At 41.9% G+C, this 21,136-nt stretch carries 16 protein-coding genes, 2 tRNA genes and 2 pseudogenes; 15 read left to right on the top strand and 5 right to left on the bottom strand.

Annotation, left to right across the window (positions count from 1 at the left end; genetic code table 11):
* Nucleotides 1-478 precede the first annotated feature (478 nt).
* From NSU02_RS19540 to NSU02_RS19480, 13 genes are all read left to right on the top strand, one after another.
* Nucleotides 479-554 (top strand) — tRNA-Lys (locus NSU02_RS19540).
* A gap of 104 nt (nt 555-658) precedes the next feature.
* Nucleotides 659-731: transfer RNA gene (locus tag NSU02_RS19535), tRNA-Phe, on the top strand.
* Nucleotides 732-1,040: 309 nt separating this feature from the next.
* Complete coding sequence (gene yycF / locus NSU02_RS19530) at nt 1,041-1,754, top strand: response regulator YycF (RefSeq protein WP_063387767.1); 714 nt, start codon at nt 1,041-1,043, stop codon at nt 1,752-1,754.
* Nucleotides 1,755-1,756: 2 nt separating this feature from the next.
* Nucleotides 1,757-3,589 (top strand): cell wall metabolism sensor histidine kinase WalK, encoded by a 1,833-nt coding sequence (walK, locus tag NSU02_RS19525; RefSeq protein ID WP_311066706.1) that lies wholly within the window; start codon nt 1,757-1,759, stop codon nt 3,587-3,589.
* Complete coding sequence (yycH, locus tag NSU02_RS19520; RefSeq protein WP_339193711.1) at nt 3,586-4,929, top strand: two-component system activity regulator YycH; 1,344 nt, start codon at nt 3,586-3,588, stop codon at nt 4,927-4,929. The genes walK and yycH overlap by 4 nt, the downstream gene beginning before the upstream one ends.
* A complete protein-coding gene (yycI, locus tag NSU02_RS19515) occupies nt 4,916-5,731 on the top strand; it encodes a two-component system regulatory protein YycI (protein ID WP_094244808.1) in 816 nt (271 codons plus the stop codon). Before yycH ends, yycI begins: the two co-directional genes overlap by 14 nt.
* Before the next feature lie 9 nt (nt 5,732-5,740).
* On the top strand, nt 5,741-6,535 hold the full coding sequence (locus NSU02_RS19510) for an MBL fold metallo-hydrolase (protein ID WP_339193710.1): 795 nt from the start codon (nt 5,741-5,743) through the stop codon (nt 6,533-6,535).
* 120 nt (nt 6,536-6,655) lie between these two features.
* The gene (locus tag NSU02_RS19505) at nt 6,656-7,879 is read left to right on the top strand and encodes a S1C family serine protease (RefSeq protein WP_339193709.1); all 1,224 of its coding nucleotides are present in this window, start codon (nt 6,656-6,658) and stop codon (nt 7,877-7,879) included.
* A 56-nt stretch (nt 7,880-7,935) separates the two neighbouring features.
* Nucleotides 7,936-8,091, top strand: coding sequence for a CxxH/CxxC protein (locus NSU02_RS19500; RefSeq protein WP_339193708.1), 156 nt, complete (start codon nt 7,936-7,938; stop codon nt 8,089-8,091).
* A gap of 125 nt (nt 8,092-8,216) precedes the next feature.
* Nucleotides 8,217-8,696: a 23S rRNA (pseudouridine(1915)-N(3))-methyltransferase RlmH gene (rlmH, locus tag NSU02_RS19495; protein WP_130158231.1), complete on the top strand. Its 480-nt coding sequence runs from the start codon at nt 8,217-8,219 to the stop codon at nt 8,694-8,696.
* Nucleotides 8,697-8,888: 192 nt separating this feature from the next.
* The gene (locus NSU02_RS19490; RefSeq protein WP_339193706.1) at nt 8,889-10,430 is read left to right on the top strand and encodes an N-6 DNA methylase; all 1,542 of its coding nucleotides are present in this window, start codon (nt 8,889-8,891) and stop codon (nt 10,428-10,430) included.
* A 118-nt stretch (nt 10,431-10,548) separates the two neighbouring features.
* Nucleotides 10,549-11,910 (top strand): transposase, encoded by a 1,362-nt coding sequence (locus tag NSU02_RS19485; RefSeq protein ID WP_094245175.1) that lies wholly within the window; start codon nt 10,549-10,551, stop codon nt 11,908-11,910.
* Between the two features lie 157 nt (nt 11,911-12,067).
* Entirely contained in the window at nt 12,068-13,663 is a 1,596-nt protein-coding gene (locus tag NSU02_RS19480) for an IS1182 family transposase (RefSeq protein ID WP_151682006.1), read from the top strand.
* Between the two features lie 163 nt (nt 13,664-13,826).
* On the opposite strand, the gene NSU02_RS19475 is transcribed toward NSU02_RS19480, so the two are convergent.
* Both NSU02_RS19475 and ssb read right to left on the bottom strand, forming a co-directional pair.
* Nucleotides 13,827-14,000 (bottom strand): hypothetical protein, encoded by a 174-nt coding sequence (locus NSU02_RS19475; RefSeq protein WP_015256826.1) that lies wholly within the window; start codon nt 13,998-14,000, stop codon nt 13,827-13,829.
* 201 nt (nt 14,001-14,201) lie between these two features.
* Nucleotides 14,202-14,738, bottom strand: a complete 537-nt coding sequence (ssb, locus tag NSU02_RS19470; protein ID WP_339193696.1) for a single-stranded DNA-binding protein — start codon at nt 14,736-14,738, stop codon at nt 14,202-14,204.
* On the opposite strand from ssb, the pseudogene NSU02_RS19465 reads away from it, so the two are divergent.
* Nucleotides 14,721-15,248: pseudogene (locus NSU02_RS19465) on the top strand (substrate-binding domain-containing protein); the annotation flags it as partial. The gene ssb and the pseudogene NSU02_RS19465 sit on opposite strands and share 18 nt — an antisense overlap.
* A 710-nt stretch (nt 15,249-15,958) precedes the next feature.
* Here NSU02_RS19465 and NSU02_RS19460 read toward each other — a convergent pair.
* Entirely contained in the window at nt 15,959-17,143 is a 1,185-nt protein-coding gene (locus NSU02_RS19460; RefSeq protein ID WP_339193694.1) for an MFS transporter, read from the bottom strand.
* 212 nt (nt 17,144-17,355) lie between these two features.
* Nucleotides 17,356-17,658: a metalloregulator ArsR/SmtB family transcription factor gene (locus NSU02_RS19455; RefSeq protein WP_339193692.1), complete on the bottom strand. Its 303-nt coding sequence runs from the start codon at nt 17,656-17,658 to the stop codon at nt 17,356-17,358.
* Between the two features lie 28 nt (nt 17,659-17,686).
* On the opposite strand from NSU02_RS19455, the gene NSU02_RS19450 reads away from it, so the two are divergent.
* Entirely contained in the window at nt 17,687-19,231 is a 1,545-nt protein-coding gene (locus tag NSU02_RS19450; RefSeq protein ID WP_339193690.1) for an IS1182 family transposase, read from the top strand.
* Between the two features lie 289 nt (nt 19,232-19,520).
* Here the strand turns inward: NSU02_RS19450 and NSU02_RS19445 are convergent.
* A pseudogene (locus NSU02_RS19445) lies at nt 19,521-20,749 on the bottom strand (IS256 family transposase).
* Between the last annotated feature and the right edge of the window lie 387 nt (nt 20,750-21,136).

The raw sequence follows: 21,136 nt of genomic DNA, 5'->3' as shown, positions 1-21,136 counted from the left end.
AATTAAAAAAAATCGTTGTTTTGTCCCTCTAGAAATGATATTATTATACACGTCTTGAGAAAAATGAGCGTATTGGCTCCGAACTGTTCGCACAATGCATCCATCATCCTCGAAAAAGCTAGAAGAGGAAGGGACATCTGACAAATTTTAAAATGGATTAGAAGAAAAAAAATTTTATGAGCCATTAGCTCAGTCGGTAGAGCAACGAGCAAAGCTTCATCGAATAAGCGACGAGTTGTCCCGACGCATCCAACATCCTCGAAAAAGCTAGAAGAGGAAGGGACATCTGACAAATTTTAAAATGGATTAGAAGGAAAAAATTTTTTATGAGCCATTAGCTCAGTTGGTAGAGCAACGAGCAAGGCTTCATCGAATAAGCGACGAGTTGTCCCGACGCATCCAACATCCTCGAAAAAGCTAGAAGAGGAAGGGACATCTGACAAATTTTAAAATGGATTAGAAGGAAAAAATTTTTTATGAGCCATTAGCTCAGTTGGTAGAGCATCTGACTTTTAATCAGAGGGTCGGAGGTTCGAATCCTCCATGGCTCACCATTACAATCGAGAAATATTATACAAGCTGCCTCACATTCGAGAATCCACATATATGAAAGGGTTGAGAGAGGGAAAAAGAGTTCGCATTCTTGAAAACTTTATACGGCTCGGTAGCTCAGTCGGTAGAGCAAAGGACTGAAAATCCTTGTGTCGGCGGTTCGATTCCGTCCCGAGCCACTTCATACGCACGGTTTATCCGTGCTATTTTTGGCTATAAGTAAGTTAAACCAAAATTGGTAACATTTGTGGTTGTAAATAGAAATTTGATTTCTCATCTCAAGCTGTTACAATAAGATAAAAATTGATATAATAGGTTTGATAGGAATTTACAGGGGGTTACTCTAAGTTCCAAAACCTATTGAATTTAAGACCTCTAGCAATAGCTAGGGGTTTTCTGCTTGTTTTTTCCATTTGTATTGAAAGTTGATGATGAGATGAATGTAATCGTGGTAAAGTAAAGTTAATAGATCAAAAGGGGAGAAAATGATGGAAAATAAAAAAATATTAGTTGTTGATGACGAAAAACCAATTGCAGATATATTAGAGTTTAATCTTAAAAAAGAAGGTTTTGATGTATACTGTGCTTATGATGGAACAAGCGCGATTGAAATGGTGGAAGAAATTAAACCTGACTTGATATTGTTAGATATTATGCTTCCCAGCAAGGATGGAATGGAAGTGTGCCGGGAAGTTCGAAAAAAATATGAAATGCCGATTATTATGTTGACTGCGAAAGATTCAGAAATCGATAAAGTGCTTGGTCTGGAGCTTGGTGCTGATGATTATGTGACAAAACCATTCAGCACAAGAGAGCTCTTGGCAAGGGTAAAGGCAAATTTACGAAGACAGCAAACAAATGCTGCAAGGGAAGCGGCTTCTGAACAGTCGGAAATTCAAATCGGCTCTCTCGTTATTCATCCTGATGCATATGTCGTTTCAAAACGGGGAGAAACGATCGAGCTTACTCATCGTGAGTTTGAATTGCTTCACTATTTAGCGAAGCACATTGGACAGGTCATGACCCGAGAGCATTTGCTGCAAACCGTTTGGGGATATGACTATTTCGGAGACGTCAGAACTGTAGATGTCACGGTTAGAAGACTTAGGGAAAAAATTGAAGACAACCCAAGCCATCCAATATGGATTGTGACAAGAAGAGGGGTAGGTTATTATTTGCGCAATCCTGAACAGGAGCAGTGAACATGTATAGCAGTCGAGTGAGTTTTTTACGTTCGATACATTTTAAAATTGTGCTGATCTATGTGCTTCTGATTATTTTGGCTATGCAAATCATCGGTATTTACTTCGTTAAGGAATTGGAATCTTCTCTTATAGAAAATTTTAAATCTTCCCTTTCGCAGCGGATTGATTTGCTGGCTTACCAGATTGAGCAAGCGATGACGAATGAAGAAGTGGACGAATCATTGAATATGGAAGATGAGATATCTGCTATTTTGCAAGATTTTAAACGGGAGGAAATTCATGAAGTTCGCGTAGTGGACCAAGATGCGCGTGTCATCGGGACATCTGATTACAACAAAGATGTGATCGGGAAAAGAACAACTGAAAATATGATTAAACGGACTTTAATCGTCGGTTCGCCTGAAAGCAATATTTTGCTTGATCCGCAAACGAAGCATCGAATGTACGTATCAGCGACTCCGATCGTCACAGATTATAAACGAGAAACAATTGGCGTTGTTTATGTCGTTGCCTCAATGGAGGAAGTTTTTTCACAATTGCGGACGATTAACAAAATTTTTGCAACAGGCACAGGGATGTCCCTTCTTATTACCGCGGCGCTAGGAATTTTTCTTGCCCGCACTATAACCCGTCCGTTGTCAGATATGAGAAGGCAAGCGTTGGAGCTGGCAAAAGGGAATTTTTCCAGAAAAGTAAAAGTGTATGGAGAAGATGAAATTGGACAGCTTGCATTAACATTCAATCATCTCACGGAAAAATTGGAGGAAGCACAGGAAACAACTGAAGAAGAGCGCAGAAAGCTGGCGTCTATTATTACTCATATGACAGAAGGTGTCATAGCCACAGATCGGCATGGAAAAGTAATTGTCATGAACAATCCGGCCCATGAAATGTTGAATGTTTCACGTGAAACAGCCTTAGGAAAATCAATTGTGGAGCTTTTAGATTTAACGGATGAATGTACTTTTGAAGATTTAGTGAACCAGCAAGAACCGATGCTGTTAGATTTCAGCACAGAGGAAAAACCGTATATATTACGAATCAGCTTTTCTACGATACAAATTGATGAAGATCATATTAACGGATTGATTGCAGTAGTTTACGATGTAACAGAGCAGGAACGAATCAACCAAGAGCGGCGTGAATTTGTCGCAAACGTTTCTCATGAGCTGCGGACGCCGCTTACTACAATGCGCAGTTATTTGGAAGCATTGGCGGAAGGGGCTTGGAAAGACGAAACGATCGCGCCAAAATTTTTACAAGTGACGCAAAACGAAACGGAGCGGATGATTAGGCTGGTTAATGACTTGCTCCAGCTATCAAAACTAGATAGTAAAGATTATCAATTAAATAAAGACATGGTGAATTTCACAGACTTTTTCCACAGAATTATTGACCGTTTTGAAATGTCTAAGCAGCAGCATGTCACATTTGTACGAAACATTCCGAAAAAAAGCCTTTATGTAGAAATTGAACCCGATAAAATTACGCAAGTGCTCGATAATATTATTTCCAATGCATTGAAATATTCTCCTGAAGGCGGAAAAATCTCTTTTCAAGTAAAAGAACAAGTTGACCATATTGAAGTCAGTGTAAAAGATGAAGGCATTGGAATTCCGAAAGAAAGTGTGAAAAAAATTTTTGAACGTTTTTATCGTGTTGATAAGGCTAGATCACGCAAAATGGGCGGAACCGGTCTAGGTCTTGCAATTGCAAAAGAGATGGTGGAAGCACACGGAGGAGAAATTTGGGTGGAAAGTGAAGAAGGAAAAGGCACGACTGTATTTTTCACATTGCCATATGAACAGAACCAAGAGGATGATTGGCTATGAACCGGGAAACGATAAAATCCATTATTTTAACATTTTTAGTGCTGACAAGTTTATTCTTCACCTGGAATATTTGGACATATCAGCCAAACTACGGGGAAATTTCAAACTCCAACTATATTGAAAACAACCCGTTAAGCAATGTAACAAAAAAGCCTTATGAAGTCGTGCAGCCGGATCATATTATGATTCATGAAAAAATAAAACATTACGCAACTTATGACGAAATCGTCATCGAAAGACTTTGGAAGGATATCCGTCAGTGGGAGCTAGAAGAATTCAAAAATATTTCTGGAGAGATTGAAAAGCAATATGGTTTTAATCAATGGATAAACAGGGAAATACATAATTCAACCCCTAACTTTGAAGTTATTTTTAACGACTCGATTCCGATGTCAGCCCTCTTATCAATAACCGACTGGACGGATGAAGAAGATTTCAATATAGAATTTGATCGGATTTACATTCCTCTGACAAACGAGAAAGCGAACCGAAAACTTTATTTAGTCGACTACGAGCATAAATATGTTGTAGAAGCACAGGTGAAAACCGTTTTAAGCAATTTGTGGACGGAAGTGTATAAAGAAAAAGAAAACTTTGAAAGCTACGTGTTTTGGAACGGATTATTTTTGCCTGAAAAGCCGTTTCCGATTCATCGCCTTCAATATTTTACAAAATCAATGAGCGGTGAGCAGTTTAAAAATGCATTGTTTAATGATCCAAGTTATGTAAAACGGGATGTCAATGCTTCCGAATTTGTGTATACAGACAGCTCCCGTCAGCTTGTCATCAACGAAGATAAAGAAAGGGTTGTTTACGTTAATCCGACAATTGACCAGTCTTTAACGACGGAAAAAGGAAAATTGATCTTGCAGAGCATTGATTTTTTGAACAAACATGGCGGTTGGCTGTCAGGATTAAATGATTATCGCTTCGAAAAAACGGATCAAGAACAGAAAATTTATTTTCGTCTAACGGTTCGAAATTTGCCAGTATTTTCGTTCAGCGATTCGCATTATTCGATCACGACGATCATGCAAAGCTGGGGAAAGAATGATATTGCCTTATATCAGCGTCCGTTATTTTATTTGGATGGTTTTATCCGGGAAGATAAAACGACTTTACCTAAAGCAGCAGATATAATTGAAGCTATTAAGGATAATCCAAGCATTGAAGCCGACAAAATAAAACGTATTTTTCCCGCTTATGACATACAACAGTCGTCACGGCAAAATATCGTAAATTTGGAGCCGATATGGTGCATTGAACTCGAAAACGATAAATATCAAAGGCTGAATGTGAAAAAAGCGGGTAAAGGAGGGGAAGGTATTGGATTGGAGTAAAACGAAAACGGTGTTTATTATTGCCTTCCTGATCCTTGATATTTATTTAGCTTTTCAGTATGTTGAAAAAATCAAAAGCTCCAAATATGATATGATCACGAAAACGACGATTGAAGAGCAGTTTGCAGCGGAAAATATACAATTTGGGAAGCTTCCAAAAGAAGTAATAGAAGGTTCTTATATAACGGCAGAAAGCAAAATATTTAAGGAAGAAGAAATCGAACAACTGAAAAATCAAAAGCCGATGCTGCCTGATGAGGAGTTGACTCGTTCGGTAACAAAGCTTCGGATGAGTTTTGACAAACCGATTCCAATTGTAGGAGAAAGTATCGAAAATAAGATCAAGCAAATTTTAACAACACAAATCATTGCGGGCAGTCAATACAAGTTTTGGCGTTACAGCAAAGAAACAAGGGAAATTATTTGTCTGCAGGAATACAAAGGAAAAATTATTTTTCAAGATGTAAGTGATGGAATCGGTATGATTGTCTTTTATTTAAATGATAAAAATGAAATTGTGTCTTATCAGCAAACATTGCTAGAAGATATAAAAGAATTGGAGAAGCAGGAAATATTGCCTGCGATTAAAGCATTGGAAGCTCTTTATGAAAAAAATGATTTGAAATCTAACAGTAAAGTAACCGATGTAGAATACGGATATTACACACAATACCCGCTGTCGGAACAGCAAATTTTGGCTCCGACATGGCATGTAGTTGTCAATAAAACAGAAGATTATTATGTGAATGCATTGGAAGGTCAGGTCATTAAACCGGAGAAAGAGAATAATAATTTGGAGTGAGTGAAGGAAATGAGCCTTAATTTCAGTGTTCTTGCGAGCGGCAGCACAGGGAATGCCATTTATGTAGAAACAGATGAACATTCCCTGTTAATCGATGCAGGATTAAGTGGTAAACAAATGGAAAATTTGTTTCAAGAAATTCAACGGGACATAAAAAATTTAAGCGGTATATTAGTCACCCATGAGCATAGCGATCACATCAAGGGACTTGGAATTTTAGCGAGAAAATACGAAATTCCGATTTTCGCGAATGAAAAAACGTGGAAAGCAATGGAGAGAGAAATCGGCGAAATTCATTTAGAACAAAAGTTTACTTTTGAAATCGGCGAAACGAAATCGTTTGGAAGTTTAGAGGTTGAATCATTTGGCGTTTCCCATGATGCAGCAGAACCAATGTTTTTTGTGTTTCACCACAATGGAAAAAAACTAGCGTTAATTACTGATACTGGATATGTAAGCGACAGAATGAAAGGGATCATACGCGGTGCAGATGTTTTTATTTTTGAAAGCAACCATGACGTAGAAATGCTGCGAATGTGCCGGTATCCTTGGAATGTAAAACGAAGAATTTTATCTGATGTTGGACATGTTTCAAATGAAGATGCTGCACTTGCTATGGCTGATGTCATTGGCGACAAGACGAAACGAATTTATTTGGCGCATTTAAGTAAAGAAAATAATATGAAAGAGCTCGCACGAATGTCTGTCCAGCAAGTATTAGAGAAAAAAGGATTCGTTGTCGGAGAACAATTTGAATTATATGATACAGATCCAAAGAAACCGACGCCTCTCGTAGCTGTTTAAATGTTTGAATTTCCCCATCGTTGGGTATGTTAATGTTGTCATATATTTTTCCTGCCAGCTCGCGTTATACTATAATAATGTAGATAAAATCATTCGTCATCGGAAAGGAATGATGAGGCGATGGGATATTATGATGATGATTTTGAACGGTATAATAACAGAAAACAAAGGGGAAACCGGGGCGGATCATTATTGGCTGGGTTAATCGGAGCCGTGTTAGGCGCGTTATTAGTTATTTTCTCCCTTCCAGCATTAGCACAATTCAATATTCTTCCATATAATCTGAACATCAGTCCAGAGCAAAATGAGGAAGGGGAAACAGGAAATGTCCAAGGGCCAGTCAAAACAGTAAATGTAAATGTGAATTCAGCAGTTACAGAAGCAGTTAATAAAGTGAGTGATGCGGTTGTCGGAGTCGTCAATATTCAGCAAGTAAGCTTCTGGGATCAAACACAAGAGGGAGAAGCAGGAACAGGATCAGGGGTCATCTACAAAAAGGAAGGCGATAAAGCCTATATTGTAACAAATCATCATGTTGTAGCCGGAGCGCATCAATTGGAAGTTGTATTAAACGACGAAACACGCATTCCCGCTGAACTTGTCGGCAGTGATCAGCTGATGGATTTAGCAGTATTGGTTGTGGATGCAAAGCATGTTAAGAAGGTTGCTGAATTCGGCAATTCGGACACAGTCAAACCAGGTGAGCCGGTGCTGGCAATCGGAAACCCGCTCGGCTTGCAATTTGCTGGGTCTGTTACACAAGGGATTATTTCTGGAACAGAACGGACCATTCCTGTTGATATTGATGAAAACGGAACAGTGGATTGGCAGGCGGAAGTGCTGCAGACGGATGCCGCGATTAATCCAGGAAACAGCGGCGGAGCACTTGTGAATTTAGACGGGAAAGTAATTGGAATTAATTCCATGAAAATTGCTGAATCCGCGGTGGAAGGAATCGGACTGTCTATCCCAATTAACATTGCAATTCCGATTATTAATGATCTTGAAAAATTCGGCGAAGTGAAGCGTCCATATATGGGAATCGGTCTTCAGTCTCTTGAAGACATCCCAAGCTATTATTGGGAAGAGGCGTTAAATTTGCCAAAGGGCGTTAAAAACGGCGTGATTGTGATGAGTGTTGAGCCGATGTCGCCAGCTCAACGCGCAGGTTTGAGAGAGAAGGACGTAATTATAGAGCTTGCTGGGAAAAAGGTTGAGAATGTTCTCCAGCTTCGAAAGCAGCTATACAGCCAAAAGGTTGGAAGCACAGTGGAAGTAAAATTCTATCGAAACGGCGAGTTGAAAACAGTGAAGCTGAAGCTCGTTGAACAAAAATCTTTTTAAAGAACAGGAAGGCGAATCAGCTTTCCTGTTTTCATTATGGGGTAGGAGGATTATAAATGTATTGCTGCGAGGATCATATTGATTTAGCAATCGACATGTATGTAGACCAGTATGAAACAGCACCAAATATTCAAAAAATTGAATTTAATCACAGCTTATCCACAACCTGTGAATTGCGCAAAAAAACCGCAGTATATATAGTTGGGAACTGATTTTCGGGCACGAAATATAGAGGTGTTCATCCACAATTGTGGATAAAATCTGTGGAATATTTGTTATTTTATGTGGGAAATAGTTATCAACATGTTGATAAAATAAAAAAGGGGAAATATGAAAGTTGAACATTCAAATTATAGCGATTGGGAAGCTGAAGGAAAAATATTTAAAGCAGGGAATCGACGAATATTTAAAGCGTCTTTCATCGTACGCAAAAGTTGACATCATTGAACTTCCTGATGAAAAGGCTCCTGAACAAATAAGCCCGCAGGAAATGGAACTAATCAAAAACAAAGAAGGCGAACGAATTTTAGCCAAAATCCCGTCCGATGCATACGTCATCGCCCTTGCCATTGAAGGCAAGATGAAATCCTCGGAAGAGTTCGCACATAGTATAGATAAACTGGCCACATACGGAAAAAGCAAAATCGCCTTTCTAATCGGAGGCTCTCTCGGCTTAAGCAAAGAGGTAATGAAACGGGCGGACGAAGCCCTTTCGTTTTCCAAAATGACCTTCCCTCACCAGCTCATGCGTCTCATTTTGCTCGAACAAATCTACCGTGCTTTTCGCATAAATAGGGGAGAACCGTACCATAAGTAAATGAGGTTTTCCTTGAGCAAGAGTGTTTCGAATAATATAGATTTGTTAACATATTTGAATAGCTACCATTTTCATATTTAAGTAGGACAAATGTGTATAATTAAAAAATGGTTCTTTGATTTTCTTTTTAAGACAAGATTAATTAAGATTTATTATAATGGAATAGTAGCTGTAAACAGGAGGAGAAGTGCAGTGGGAAGGCATCAAAAGGTAGTTGAGGTAGATAACATAGATAAGAGAGCATTAGGGTACTATTCTACTCCAAGGTTTGTTGCGAATTATATTAGTAAAAGATTACTTATGATTAACCCTAATGGACGAAAAGTTTTAGACCCTTGTTGTGGGAAAGAAGAATTGTTAGACGAGTTCTTCAGCAGAAACATGGAAGTAGATGGTATAGATATAGAACAATATAAACAAACGTATAGATGCAACTTTCACAAGAAAGATTTTATTTCTTTCTACAATGAAATACTACTTAAAAATGAAAAAACACAACTGACGTTTGACGATATAATTAATGAAGAAAGTTTTGAAGAAAATAAAAAGCTGGATTATGACTATATTATTGCAAATCCGCCCTATAATTGTCATGAAGTAGATTATATAAAAAATAATAAAGAAAAGCTAAAAAAATTGTTTGCTGATGTGGGCGTGCATAATATGTATAGCATGTTTATATCAGCAATTATTGATATAGCAAAAGAGGGGACATTAATAGGTTTAATTACTTCTGATTCTTTTCTTACAGCAAAAGCACATACAAATTTAAGGAAGAAAATTTTAAGAGAATGTGCAGTTCATGAAATAACTATGTGTCCAATTGATTTGTTTCATGACCAACATGCAGATGTAAGAACTAGTATAATAATCCTTCAAAAAGGAAAACACTATCAAGGAACAGTTCTTGTCAATAACCGTCCTTTATCAACAGAAATATTTAAAACTCAACTTGAAGAACAATTAGAAAATTATAAGAATAAGAATGTTAAGGGATACGAACTTTCAGATATTATTTTAAATAATCCTAAAGATAACTTTGAGTTTATAATTGAATGTCCTGATGATATTAAGCGGTTATTCTCAGGAAAAAGATTAGGTGAAGTATTTAAATGTGTGACTGGAATATCAACAGGTAAAGATGAACTATACTTATCACCAGTAAAAAAAGACCCATTTATTATACCTTTTTATAAAAATCCAGGGAAAAACAGATTCTACGCTGATAATAATTTATATTTACACAAGGATTTTTTGAAATTTGATGCAGAAATTAAGAATTTTATGGTAAGGAATAAAGATTTATTATATAAACCAGGGATAACTTGTTCTTCAATGGGAGTTGAATTTACAGCAGCTAGACTACCAGCAAATTCGACTTTTGGAGTAAATGCTAATATTATATGTGAAGATGAGGATGCTTGGTGGTTATTAGCCTATCTAAATTCGGAATTAGTAACATATTTGGTTAGAGGGGTATTAATCAGGTCAAATATGATTACATCTGGCTATGTTTCCCGTATCCCACTTATAGATATAAAAGAGAATGATAAAAAACTACTTGGAGACCTAGCAAAAGAGGCATATGAAAGGGCAAAATGTGGGAAAAGTTATAATGATGTATTATCAAGGATTAATAATTTGGTGAATAAGATTGCTAATATTAGTGAAGAAAGCATTAACTTAATAACTCAGCTTTCGCAGTCCAAAATCTTGTTTAAATGCTTGATGTAAATGGTTTTGGGAAGTACAAAATTATCATTTGACATTTTTTAAAACATAAAGAAAGACACCTATTCTTTTGGTAAAATATTGGTGACGAAACCAAATCCAAAAGAAAGGTGTCACCACTATGATAACGAATAAAGACTACTTTGCGCAATTACCAAAAGAAATTAAACAAGGATTTTCCGAATTAAATATTGGATATCATTTAAGAAAAGCGAATATTACGAAACTTTCCGGGTATTCTTGTCTTACTGTTTTCAAACTGATTTTTCTTTTAGTCTTCCAATATAAGAACTGGTTTCGTGCTTTTATGAGTAAACGATCTCAGGATCTGCCCGGAAAGGATACAGTCTATCGCTTTTTAAATACACCAACCTATCATTGGAGAAAGTTTCTGCTTTCATTAAGCAGTGAAATGATCCGTCTGCTTCAACCATTAACTTCAAAAGATCGTGTCACAGCTTTTGTGATTGATGATTCTGTCTTTTCAAGAAACCGTAGTAAGTCGGTTGAACTGTTGGCTAAGGTTTTTGATCACTCTACCCATCAGTACTTGAAAGGGTTTCAAATGCTTACCCTTGGCTGGACCGATAGTTTTACTTTTATTCCCGTTGATTTTGCTCTTCTAAGTTCACCGAAAAAGGAAAATCGCCTGCAAGAAATCAATACCAATATTGATAAACGAACATCTGGCTATAAGCGTCGCCAGGAAGCTCTGAAATCAAAACCGGACGTGGCTTCAGCTTTACTTGATCACGCGCTTGAAAAAGGGATTGTAGCTGACTATGTTCTCATGGATTCCTGGTTTACACAAGCGCCTTTAATTGAGAAGATTACGAACAAAGGGTTATTTGTCATTGGCATGGTGAAGCAATTAAAGCAGCGATACGTTTACAATGGTGAACGTTTCACACTGAATCAACTTTACAAATTGGCAAAACCTCACATGGGTAAAAAAGACATTCTCGGATCCGTTTATGCTACTTTAGACAATGGAATTCCAGTAAAAATTCTATTTGTACGAAACCGTAATAAACGGAGCGAATGGCTTGCCATTCTCAGCACAGATACAACATTAGAAAATGAAGAGATCATTCGTATTTACGGCATGCGTTGGGACATTGAAGTCTTCTTCAAATGCAATAAATCCCTTTTAAATTTAGAGAAAGAATTCCAGGGACGTTCCTACGACATGTTAATTAGCCATACAACCATTGTTTTTACACGATATATTCTCATTGCTTGGCAAATGCGAAAAGAGGAGGATCCTAAGACGATTGGCAACCTTTTTTACATCCTTTGCGAAGATGTAAAAGACATAGATTTTATTACTGCCCTTCAATCACTTATTGACCTTTTCCAAACTTTGGCGGAAGCCGAGGTTTCTTTGAACATGGACATCTTTAAAAATCAAATGAATAAATGGTTGGCCACTATACCTAATTATATCAAGCAATGCTTAAATATTTCTGTGTGCGAAAGTTGAGTTAATAAAAAATTTTAATTTAAACTTAATTAAAAATACGTAAAGAGGGTGTCTCAAAAGCCTAGCTTTTGAGGCGCCCTCTTTCCTTGTAAAAAAAAATCGCCCCTTTTGGTATAATTAAAGTAACACCAATAACTAACCAAAGGAGCGATTTTTTATGAAACATGATCATATTTCCTTCATTGATTATAACATGGACCAACTCATTTTACCATTGGATTTGGAGATTAAAATTCCCCCAAACCATCTTTCTCGCCTTGTTCATCAGGTCGTCGAACAGATTGATGACAAGATTCTTTATCGTGTTTATCCCGGAGGGGGACGAGCAGCCTATCATCCCAAAATGATGTTAAAAGTGATCCTCTATGCCTACACCAAAGGCATTTATTCTTCACGCAAAATCGCTTCCCAACTCCAAGAAAATATTTACTTCATGTGGTTGGCGAATTATCAACAACCGGATTTTCGTACAATTAACCGTTTCCGTTCGGAAAGAATGAAGGATATCATTTATGAAACCTTCTTTTCCATCGTGGATCTCCTCCATCAACAAGGGCTCATCCAATTGGAAGAATACTTTTTAGACGGAACCAAAATCGAAGCCAACGCCAATAAATACACGTTTGTTTGGCGGAAAGCAACAGAAAAATTTGACGCTAAACTCGATGAAAAGTACCGAACGATCGTGGCCGGAATCGAGGCCATAACCAAGGAAGATGAAAAAATTGAAGTTGAATCAAGTTTACAAGAGAGGTTGGATAAAAATCCTGTCACTTCTGAACAAATTAAAGACACCCTTAGTGTCCTAGAAAAAAGGTTAGAGACGGAACCCAAAAACAAAGCGATCAAAAAAGCCAAACGCCAACTTGAAAAAGATCTCTTACCTCGCAAGCAAAAATATGAGGCACAAAAAGAAATCTTCAACGGTCGAAATAGCTACTCAAAGACCGATAAAGATGCCACCTTCATGCGAATGAAAGAAGACCACATGAAAAACGGTCAACTTAAACCGGGGTATAATGTTCAAATAGGTACGGAGAATCAGTTCATTGTTGGATTTAGTTTGCATCAACGAGCGGGTGATCCGGGATGCCTTCAACCTCATTTTGGCATTCTCGAATCTTATGGCAGGCCAAAACCAAAAGCGCTTATTGCGGATTCAGGGTATGGCAGTGAAGAAAATTATGCTTTCTGTGACAAGAAGGAGATTGAGGCTTTCGTTAAATATAATACGTTAGATAAGGAACAAACAAAGAAATGGAAAAACCAAGTCGGACGAGTCGAAAATATGACCTACGATGAAGAGTTGGATGAGTGGGTTTGTGCCAATAATAAGCGATTGACATTTGCATACGAAAAGAAGCAAAAAACGGATAATGGTTATATCACTAAAAAACGAACTTATCGCTGTTTAGATTGTCAAGGGTGCCCTTTCCAAGAGATTTGTGCGAAAGGTAAAGATACGAAAACCATTTCAGTTTCTTTAGAAAATCAACAGCAACGGAGAGAGGTTCGAGAACGTTTAGCCACAGAAGAGGGAGACAAGCTTTATCGTAGGCGAAAATGCGATGTCGAACCCGTTTTTGGACAAATCAAGTATAACCGAGGTTTCCATAGATTTTTATTAAGAGGCCTTTCCAAAACGACGGTGGAATGGGGTCTAATTTGTGTTGCCCATAACTTAACAAAATGGGCAAACCAATTAAAACCGAAGGTTAAAAAAGAAGAAAACAATGATAAAAAGGTCGCATAAGAGGGGCCTTTTACCAGAAGGATACCCATAATTATCCATAAAATAAAATGATCAAGAGAAGAGCCGTCTCAAATCAGTCCCTCTTCAGGACTTTTGAGACGGCTTCTTTCCCACTCGCACCAATTGTACGATGGTAGCTCTCCGCCGAGTGGCGCGTCAGGCCTCATTCGCTTCCCAACTGTTCATCCGGACAGCCATCGATATGGAGACCTTCGATGTAGTTGATCGATCCTTTGACGAGAGCATATCCGCATTTGACGCAGAAGCGGTCGTCCAATTCGGGATAGCGCTCGTCGGCTTTTTTGACTTTTTCGAAGTACACTTCGATGTAGTTCATTTACTCCCCTCCATTCTTCCTCCAAGCGTTCACGGACCGCATCGCAAGCACCCATCATTCCAACATCGAATGTTTTCAGCGCCCGTTCAACTTCATCCGTGAAGCACTCGTAGAAAGGATATAATAACTGCTCTAAGTCCCTTGCGAGTGGGAGCTGCATTAGCCCCCCACTCCGGGCTCCTTACCCTTTACGCATCAGCCTTAAAACGGCAAGTCGTCATCCGAAATATCGATCGGTCGGCCGTCATCCCAGAACGGATCGTAACCAGGGTCATGCCCTCCAGCTCCAGGATGATCATCGCTGCGTCCTCCACGTTGGTTGCGTCCACCACCGGTTTGACCGCCGCGGCCACTTCCCTGGTTTCCGCCGCCACCTTGTCCACCATTACCGTTTCCATTATTGCCGGAACCGGAATTCGCGGACTCCAGGAATCGCACGTTTTCGGCGACAACTTCCGTTACGTACCGTCGTTGATCAGAACCTTCCGGCGTATAGCTACGCACCTGGATGCGTCCTTCAACAGCAACCAGTCGGCCTTTTCGCAGATAATTCGCACACGTTTCGGCGAGCTGACGCCAAACGACGATGGGAATGAAATCCGCTTCGCGATCGCCTTGTTGGTTGGTAAAGGGGCGGTCGACAGCCAAGGTAAACGTACAAACGCCAACTCCGGACGGGGTATAACGCAACTCGGGATCGCGTGTGAGGCGCCCGATCAATATCAGGCGGGCGTACACTTGTGCGAGCTGGGGCATACGCGGATCGGCTATATCCAGTCGAATGTGCGCATTCATAATTTTGCAGAGCGACAGCGCGGATTCGCCGAAGCGCTGCAGGAGCGCGGTCTGGCGGTTGCCGACAAGCATACGCTGTCGGTGGCGCCGACGATTCTGTCTTCGCAGGAGGAGCTGAAACAGCAGCTGCAGAGCCTGATCGCCGCAGGGGAACCGCTGCCGACCGCTTTCTTCTGCGAATGCGATTATATCGCCATCAGCGCCATGAAGACGTTAGGCGAGCTGGGCTGGCGCATTCCCGAAGATATTTCCGTGATTGGCTTCGACAACATTTCCGAATCCCGGATCGTGTCTCCGGAGCTGACGACCGTTCATGTCGCCAAGAAGCAGATCGCGTATCACGCCGTCGATCTGCTGATGCAGGAGCTGGAAGCCGAGGATCAGGACAAGGTGAAGATCAAGGTCGATACCCACTTCGTCGAACGCTCGTCCACCGCGCCGCCGAAATTGTAAACGGGCTGCCCGCCGAAGCTCAAAAAACCGGAATCAGATTCTTTCATCTGATTCCGGCTGCTTGTGCGCCCGGCATGGGTGTAATCTATAGGGTGAAAGTCCCGAGCTGCGAAGGCAGAAGTAGCAGTTAGCTTAACGCAAGGGTGTCCGTGGTGACGCGGAATCTGAAGGAAGCGAGCGGCAAACTTCCGGTCTGAGGAACACGAACTTCATATGAGGCTAGGTATCACTGGGTGAGTTTGCAAGACAAAACAAAGCCCTTTCTGCCGAAGGTGATACAGAGTAAATGAAGCAGATGGATGGAAGGAAAGATTACACTCTTACCCGGGGAGGTCTGGCTGGCACGCCAAGTAACCTTGGTAACCTATCTAGTGATAGATAGCTGAACAGTCAGAAGTCAGCAGAGGTCATAGTATTAGTTGGTCTAGAACAACTAAGAAGGACCGAACAATTAAGAGAGAATAGCCCTTGGCATTCAGTGAGTCATGATGAACACAGAAAACGTAGTACCTCACTTGAGGGAGGAAGCGGTGAATCCCGTGGGAGATCTCTTGGAGGGTGGAGTGACCACTGGCATAAAGAGAACAGCTATTCACGGAAGTTATAAAGACTTGCGTCAATTATCTTAATTGAACCGCCGTATACGGAACCGTACGTACGGTGGTGTGAGAGGACGGGAGTTAATCGCTCCCTCCTACTCGATTGTCTGCTCAATCGACCGCCTCGGTCTTTTGCTGTCCGGCACTCCTTCTCCCCCTTAATACCAGCGCCGCGGTGATGGCAATGGCGACGCCGACCATGCCGAACCACGTCACCGACGACAACGACACCTGATCGACGATCACACCGCCGATCCCCGCTCCGGCCGCCATGGAGAGCTGCATCGTGGATTGGTTCAAGCTCAGCATGATGCCCGAATAATTCGGTTCGAGCTGCACCAGATTCATCTGCTGCGTCGGTCCGGTAGACCAGGCGGCAAACGACCACAGCGCCAGCAAGCCGACCACCAGCGGCCACGAATGGGTGAAGGCTACGGCCAAGGACAGGACGATCAGCGCGGCGACGTGAAGCACCATGCCTCTGGCCAGCGTCGGGAACACGCCCCAGCGATCCGTGCTGTACCCGCCCGCCTTGGACCCGATCAAGCTGGCGATTCCGAACACCAGCAGTGCGACGCTCAGCATCTGCTCGTTCAAGCCGGCGACATCGAGCAAATAAGGCGAAATGTACGTATAGGCAATCGAGTATCCACCCAGCCAAAAGAACGTAATGGAGAGCCCCAGCGCGACGTTCCCGTTTTTCAGAAAAGCCAGCTGCTTCGACAGCGGTACGGGGGCATCGCCCTTGACCCGAGGCATCGCTGCGGCCAGAATAACCATCGCCGCCAGCCCGGCCAGTGCCAGGAAGCCGAACACCGACCTCCAGCCGAACTCCGCCGTAGCCATGCGCCCCAGTGGGACGCCGATGATCAAGGAAGCGGTAAATCCCATCACGACCGTAGCAATCGCGCTCGCCTGCTTGCCGGGGGCAGCGATTTTGGCTGCAATATCGAGCGCCGTTACGACAACCATGCCTGCGCCCAAAGCCATGATGGCCCGAGCCAGCACGAACAGCCCGTATCCCGGCACCACAAACGACAACGCATTCGCCGCCACGAAGACGCCCAAGGCGATCACGAGCAACCGCTGTCTCGGCACCTTCGCCGTGAGCGCCATCATCACCGGGGTGCAAACCGCGTAGATGAACGAAAAGATCGTCACCAGCTGCCCCGCCGAAGTCACGGAAATCTCCAGCGTATCTGAGATTTTATCCAAAATGCCTGAGATCACATACTCCGATGTGCCGACCAAGAAACTGACCAACGCCAACAAGTAAACCTTCCATGTACTGGACAATGAAATCACTGCTCCTTTGCTCCATAATGAATCGATATATTAGGAAATATCGATGTAATGGGTGTACGTTTATGACCAATACACAAACAACACATACCGCGGGGTCGCGGTGGAGATGGTCCGCGGAGTGCTGATTTATTTGTAAACATATCGCGATATGTCGATTTATAAGCTAAACAAAACCGAAATACGCATGACGTATTCCGCTCAGGCTAAAGCTCGCTATTCAGGAACGCGGCGACTTCCTTGATTTTGTCCTCGTCTCTCTTGTAATACGTAAATTTGCCGATCCGCTCCGTCTTGATCAAACCAGCCCGTTGAAGGATGGACAAATATTGAGAAGCCGTGGACTGCGTCATATTCAGCTTCTCCGTCACCTGACTGACGCACACCCCGATCGTTCGCATATCAATCCCTTCGTGGGGCACAAAATGCTTCTCCGGCTCCTTCAACCACTGCAAAATTTGCAACCTCGACTCGTTGGCCAACGCTTTGAATACTTTGATCGGTTCCATATGTTTTATTATATCGAAGATTTCCGATATGTCAATGGGATTGGAGATTAAAATTCCCCCAAACCATCTTTCTCGCCTTGTTCATCAGGTCGTCGAACAGATTGATGACAAGATTCTTTATCGTGTTTATCCCGGAGGGGGACGAGCAGCCTATCATCCCAAAATGATGTTAAAAGTGATCCTCTATGCCTACACCAAAGGCATTTATTCTTCACGCAAAATCGCTTCCCAACTCCAAGAAAATATTTACTTCATGTGGTTGGCGAATTATCAACAACCGGATTTTCGTACAATTAACCGTTTCCGTTCGGAAAGAATGAAGGATATCATTTATGAAACCTTCTTTTCCATCGTGGATCTCCTCCATCAACAAGGGCTCATCCAATTGGAAGAATACTTTTTAGACGGAACCAAAATCGAAGCCAACGCCAATAAATACACGTTTGTTTGGCGGAAAGCAACAGAAAAATTTGACGCTAAACTCGATGAAAAGTACCGAACGATCGTGGCCGGAATCGAGGCCATAACCAAGGAAGATGAAAAAATTGAAGTTGAATCAAGTTTACAAGAGAGGTTGGATAAAAATCCTGTCACTTCTGAACAAATTAAAGACACCCTTAGTGTCCTAGAAAAAAGGTTAGAGACGGAACCCAAAAACAAAGCGATCAAAAAAGCCAAACGCCAACTTGAAAAAGATCTCTTACCTCGCAAGCAAAAATATGAGGCACAAAAAGAAATCTTCAACGGTCGAAATAGCTACTCAAAGACCGATAAAGATGCCACCTTCATGCGAATGAAAGAAGACCACATGAAAAACGGTCAACTTAAACCGGGGTATAATGTTCAAATAGGTACGGAGAATCAGTTCATTGTTGGATTTAGTTTGCATCAACGAGCGGGTGATCCGGGATGCCTTCAACCTCATTTTGGCATTCTCGAATCTTATGGCAGGCCAAAACCAAAAGCGCTTATTGCGGATTCAGGGTATGGCAGTGAAGAAAATTATGCTTTCTGTGACAAGAAGGAGATTGAGGCTTTCGTTAAATATAATACGTTAGATAAGGAACAAACAAAGAAATGGAAAAACCAAGTCGGACGAGTCGAAAATATGACCTACGATGAAGAGTTGGATGAGTGGGTTTGTGCCAATAATAAGCGATTGACATTTGCATACGAAAAGAAGCAAAAAACGGATAATGGTTATATCACTAAAAAACGAACTTATCGCTGTTTAGATTGTCAAGGGTGCCCTTTCCAAGAGATTTGTGCGAAAGGTAAAGATACGAAAACCATTTCAGTTTCTTTAGAAAATCAACAGCAACGGAGAGAGGTTCGAGAACGTTTAGCCACAGAAGAGGGAGACAAGCTTTATCGTAGGCGAAAATGCGATGTCGAACCCGTTTTTGGACAAATCAAGTATAACCGAGGTTTCCATAGATTTTTATTAAGAGGCCTTTCCAAAACGACGGTGGAATGGGGTCTAATTTGTGTTGCCCATAACTTAACAAAATGGGCAAACCAATTAAAACCGAAGGTTAAAAAAGAAGAAAACAATGATAAAAAGGTCGCATAAGAGGGGCCTTTTACCAGAAGGATACCCATAATTATCCATAAAATAAAATGATCAAGAGAAGAGCCGTCTCAAATCAGTCCCTCTTCAGGACTTTTGAGACGGCTTCTTTATTTTTTGCCTTACTAGCTAGAATTAGATTATGCTGATATTTTCATTATTTATAAGATAGGATTTTCAAAATCAATACCTATTACATTCTGATTGTGCCTTGTTTCTTGTTTACAATATAGTAAAAAGATCAAGTCCTAAATGTGGTGTAAATTCGCCCCTCACCGGTGATTGAGTTATGTTAACTAGTCTTTCGGACGTTGGACTGTGTCTCCGTCGCTACCTTCTTGCGGCGCTCCTCCCGCCAAGTATAGTAGTCACTCATGTCGAAGTATCTGTGGCCAGTTTGCCATTTCTCATCAATTTCCATTAGCAAGGCACCAATAAGCCGTATTGCCGAGTCTCGGTTCGGGTAGATTCGGATCACTCGGTCTCGCCTTCGGATCTCCTCATTTAGCCGTTCCTGGCCGTTCGTCGTGCGCAAGCGTTTCCTATACCGTTCCGGTAGCGCTAGCACCGCCGTGATGTCGTCAAAGGCTGATTCGAGGATATCCACAGCCTTGGAGGCCTTCTCACCGTACTCATCCACAACCTGCTCCAGCAACAAACGGGCCGTTTTCACATCCGGAGCATCCAGGATCGCTCGACCTTGCCATACAACTCCTCCTGCAAATTCTTGGGCACGGCGTCCAGGAAGTTACGCATGAAATGCGTTTGGCATCGTTGCCATGTACAGCCCTGGAATTGTGTCTGAAGGGCCTTCACAAGCCCACTGTGGCTGTCTGAAACAACGATATCCACACCATGCAGCCCCCGACCCTTCAGCCACGAGAAGAACTCGTTCCAGCTCGCCTCAGACTCGCTGTCCCCGATACGTATCCCCAGCACTTCACGGTATCCGTCCTCGTTTACACCCGTGGCGATCAAGGCGGCTCTGGAGCGGACCCTGCCGTCCTCACGAATTTTCAGCACAACGGCATCCACAATCACAAAAGGGTATTGCTTATCCTTCAGGCTTCGCTCGTTCCACCCGTGGACAATGGGCTCCAAGCGCTTGCACAGCTCCGACACGGTCGATTTGGAAAACTCCTCTCCGCACAACTCCTCCGTGATGGCGGCGATTTTCCTTGTGGATACACCGTTGATGACCATCTCCATCATCGCCAATAACAGCGCCTGCTCACTGCGCTGATAGCGAGCAAACAGGTCGGTGGAGAACTTGCCGTTGCGGAGGCGTGGCACCCGCAAAACCAGGGTTCCCACACGGGTCGTAATGGCATGGGGACGAGTCCCGTTCCGGTAACCCTGGCGGTCCTCAGACCGCTCGTAGGGCTCCGCCTTCAACTGCTCGCTGGCCTGAGCCTGGAGAACCTGATTCAACACCTCCTCCAAGAGCCCGGCGACCCCCTTATCCCCAGAAAATAGGCCTTTCAAATTGTCGTCGGACACGATAACGTTGTATTGTGCCATCTCGCATACCTCCCAGTAGATTGTTGTCCACAAACTGATTCTACCAGAGAGGGGCGGGGTGGCACCTTTGCATTATGTCACCCAGCCGGCCGGCTAATTTTACACCAATTATACGGACTCAACTAGTAAAAACCTCATTTAGATTAGATACGGTGAACCGTATCATAAGTGAATAGCGGTTTTTGGAGATAGCTTAGTAGATGGATTTTGGAGAAATGGCACTGTGAAGGACAAAAATAATCTAATAAAATTTGTAAATGTCATTCATAGAGGCGATGAAGTCCAAAAAGAAGCAATTGTATATGCTGAATGTCCGTCATAAAACTTTTGAAGAACATGATTAAGAAAGAGAGCATAAGAAAAGTCCTTCATAAGACTCCTGAAGGA

The organism is Aeribacillus sp. FSL W8-0870, from assembly GCF_037963755.1.
GTDB lineage: Bacteria > Bacillota > Bacilli > Bacillales > Aeribacillaceae > Aeribacillus > Aeribacillus composti.
Note: the sequence above shows the minus strand (reverse complement) of the source record. Positions and strands in the feature narration are given on the sequence as shown.

Excerpts from the sequence above, each read along its gene's own strand:
- yycF (WP_063387767.1), top strand. The coding sequence starts at position 1,041 with ATGGAAAATAAAAAAATATTAGTTGTTGATGACGAAAAACCAATTGCA.
- walK (WP_311066706.1), top strand. The coding sequence starts at position 1,757 with ATGTATAGCAGTCGAGTGAGTTTTTTACGTTCGATACATTTTAAAATT.
- yycH (WP_339193711.1), top strand. The coding sequence starts at position 3,586 with ATGAACCGGGAAACGATAAAATCCATTATTTTAACATTTTTAGTGCTG.
- NSU02_RS19510 (WP_339193710.1), top strand. The coding sequence starts at position 5,741 with ATGAGCCTTAATTTCAGTGTTCTTGCGAGCGGCAGCACAGGGAATGCC.
- NSU02_RS19505 (WP_339193709.1), top strand. The coding sequence starts at position 6,656 with ATGGGATATTATGATGATGATTTTGAACGGTATAATAACAGAAAACAA.
- NSU02_RS19500 (WP_339193708.1), top strand. The coding sequence starts at position 7,936 with ATGTATTGCTGCGAGGATCATATTGATTTAGCAATCGACATGTATGTA.
- NSU02_RS19485 (WP_094245175.1), top strand. The coding sequence starts at position 10,549 with ATGATAACGAATAAAGACTACTTTGCGCAATTACCAAAAGAAATTAAA.
- NSU02_RS19480 (WP_151682006.1), top strand. The coding sequence starts at position 12,068 with ATGAAACATGATCATATTTCCTTCATTGATTATAACATGGACCAACTC.
- NSU02_RS19475 (WP_015256826.1), bottom strand. The coding sequence starts at position 14,000 with ATGAACTACATCGAAGTGTACTTCGAAAAAGTCAAAAAAGCCGACGAG.
- NSU02_RS19455 (WP_339193692.1), bottom strand. The coding sequence starts at position 17,658 with ATGGAACCGATCAAAGTATTCAAAGCGTTGGCCAACGAGTCGAGGTTG.
- NSU02_RS19450 (WP_339193690.1), top strand. The coding sequence starts at position 17,687 with ATGTCAATGGGATTGGAGATTAAAATTCCCCCAAACCATCTTTCTCGC.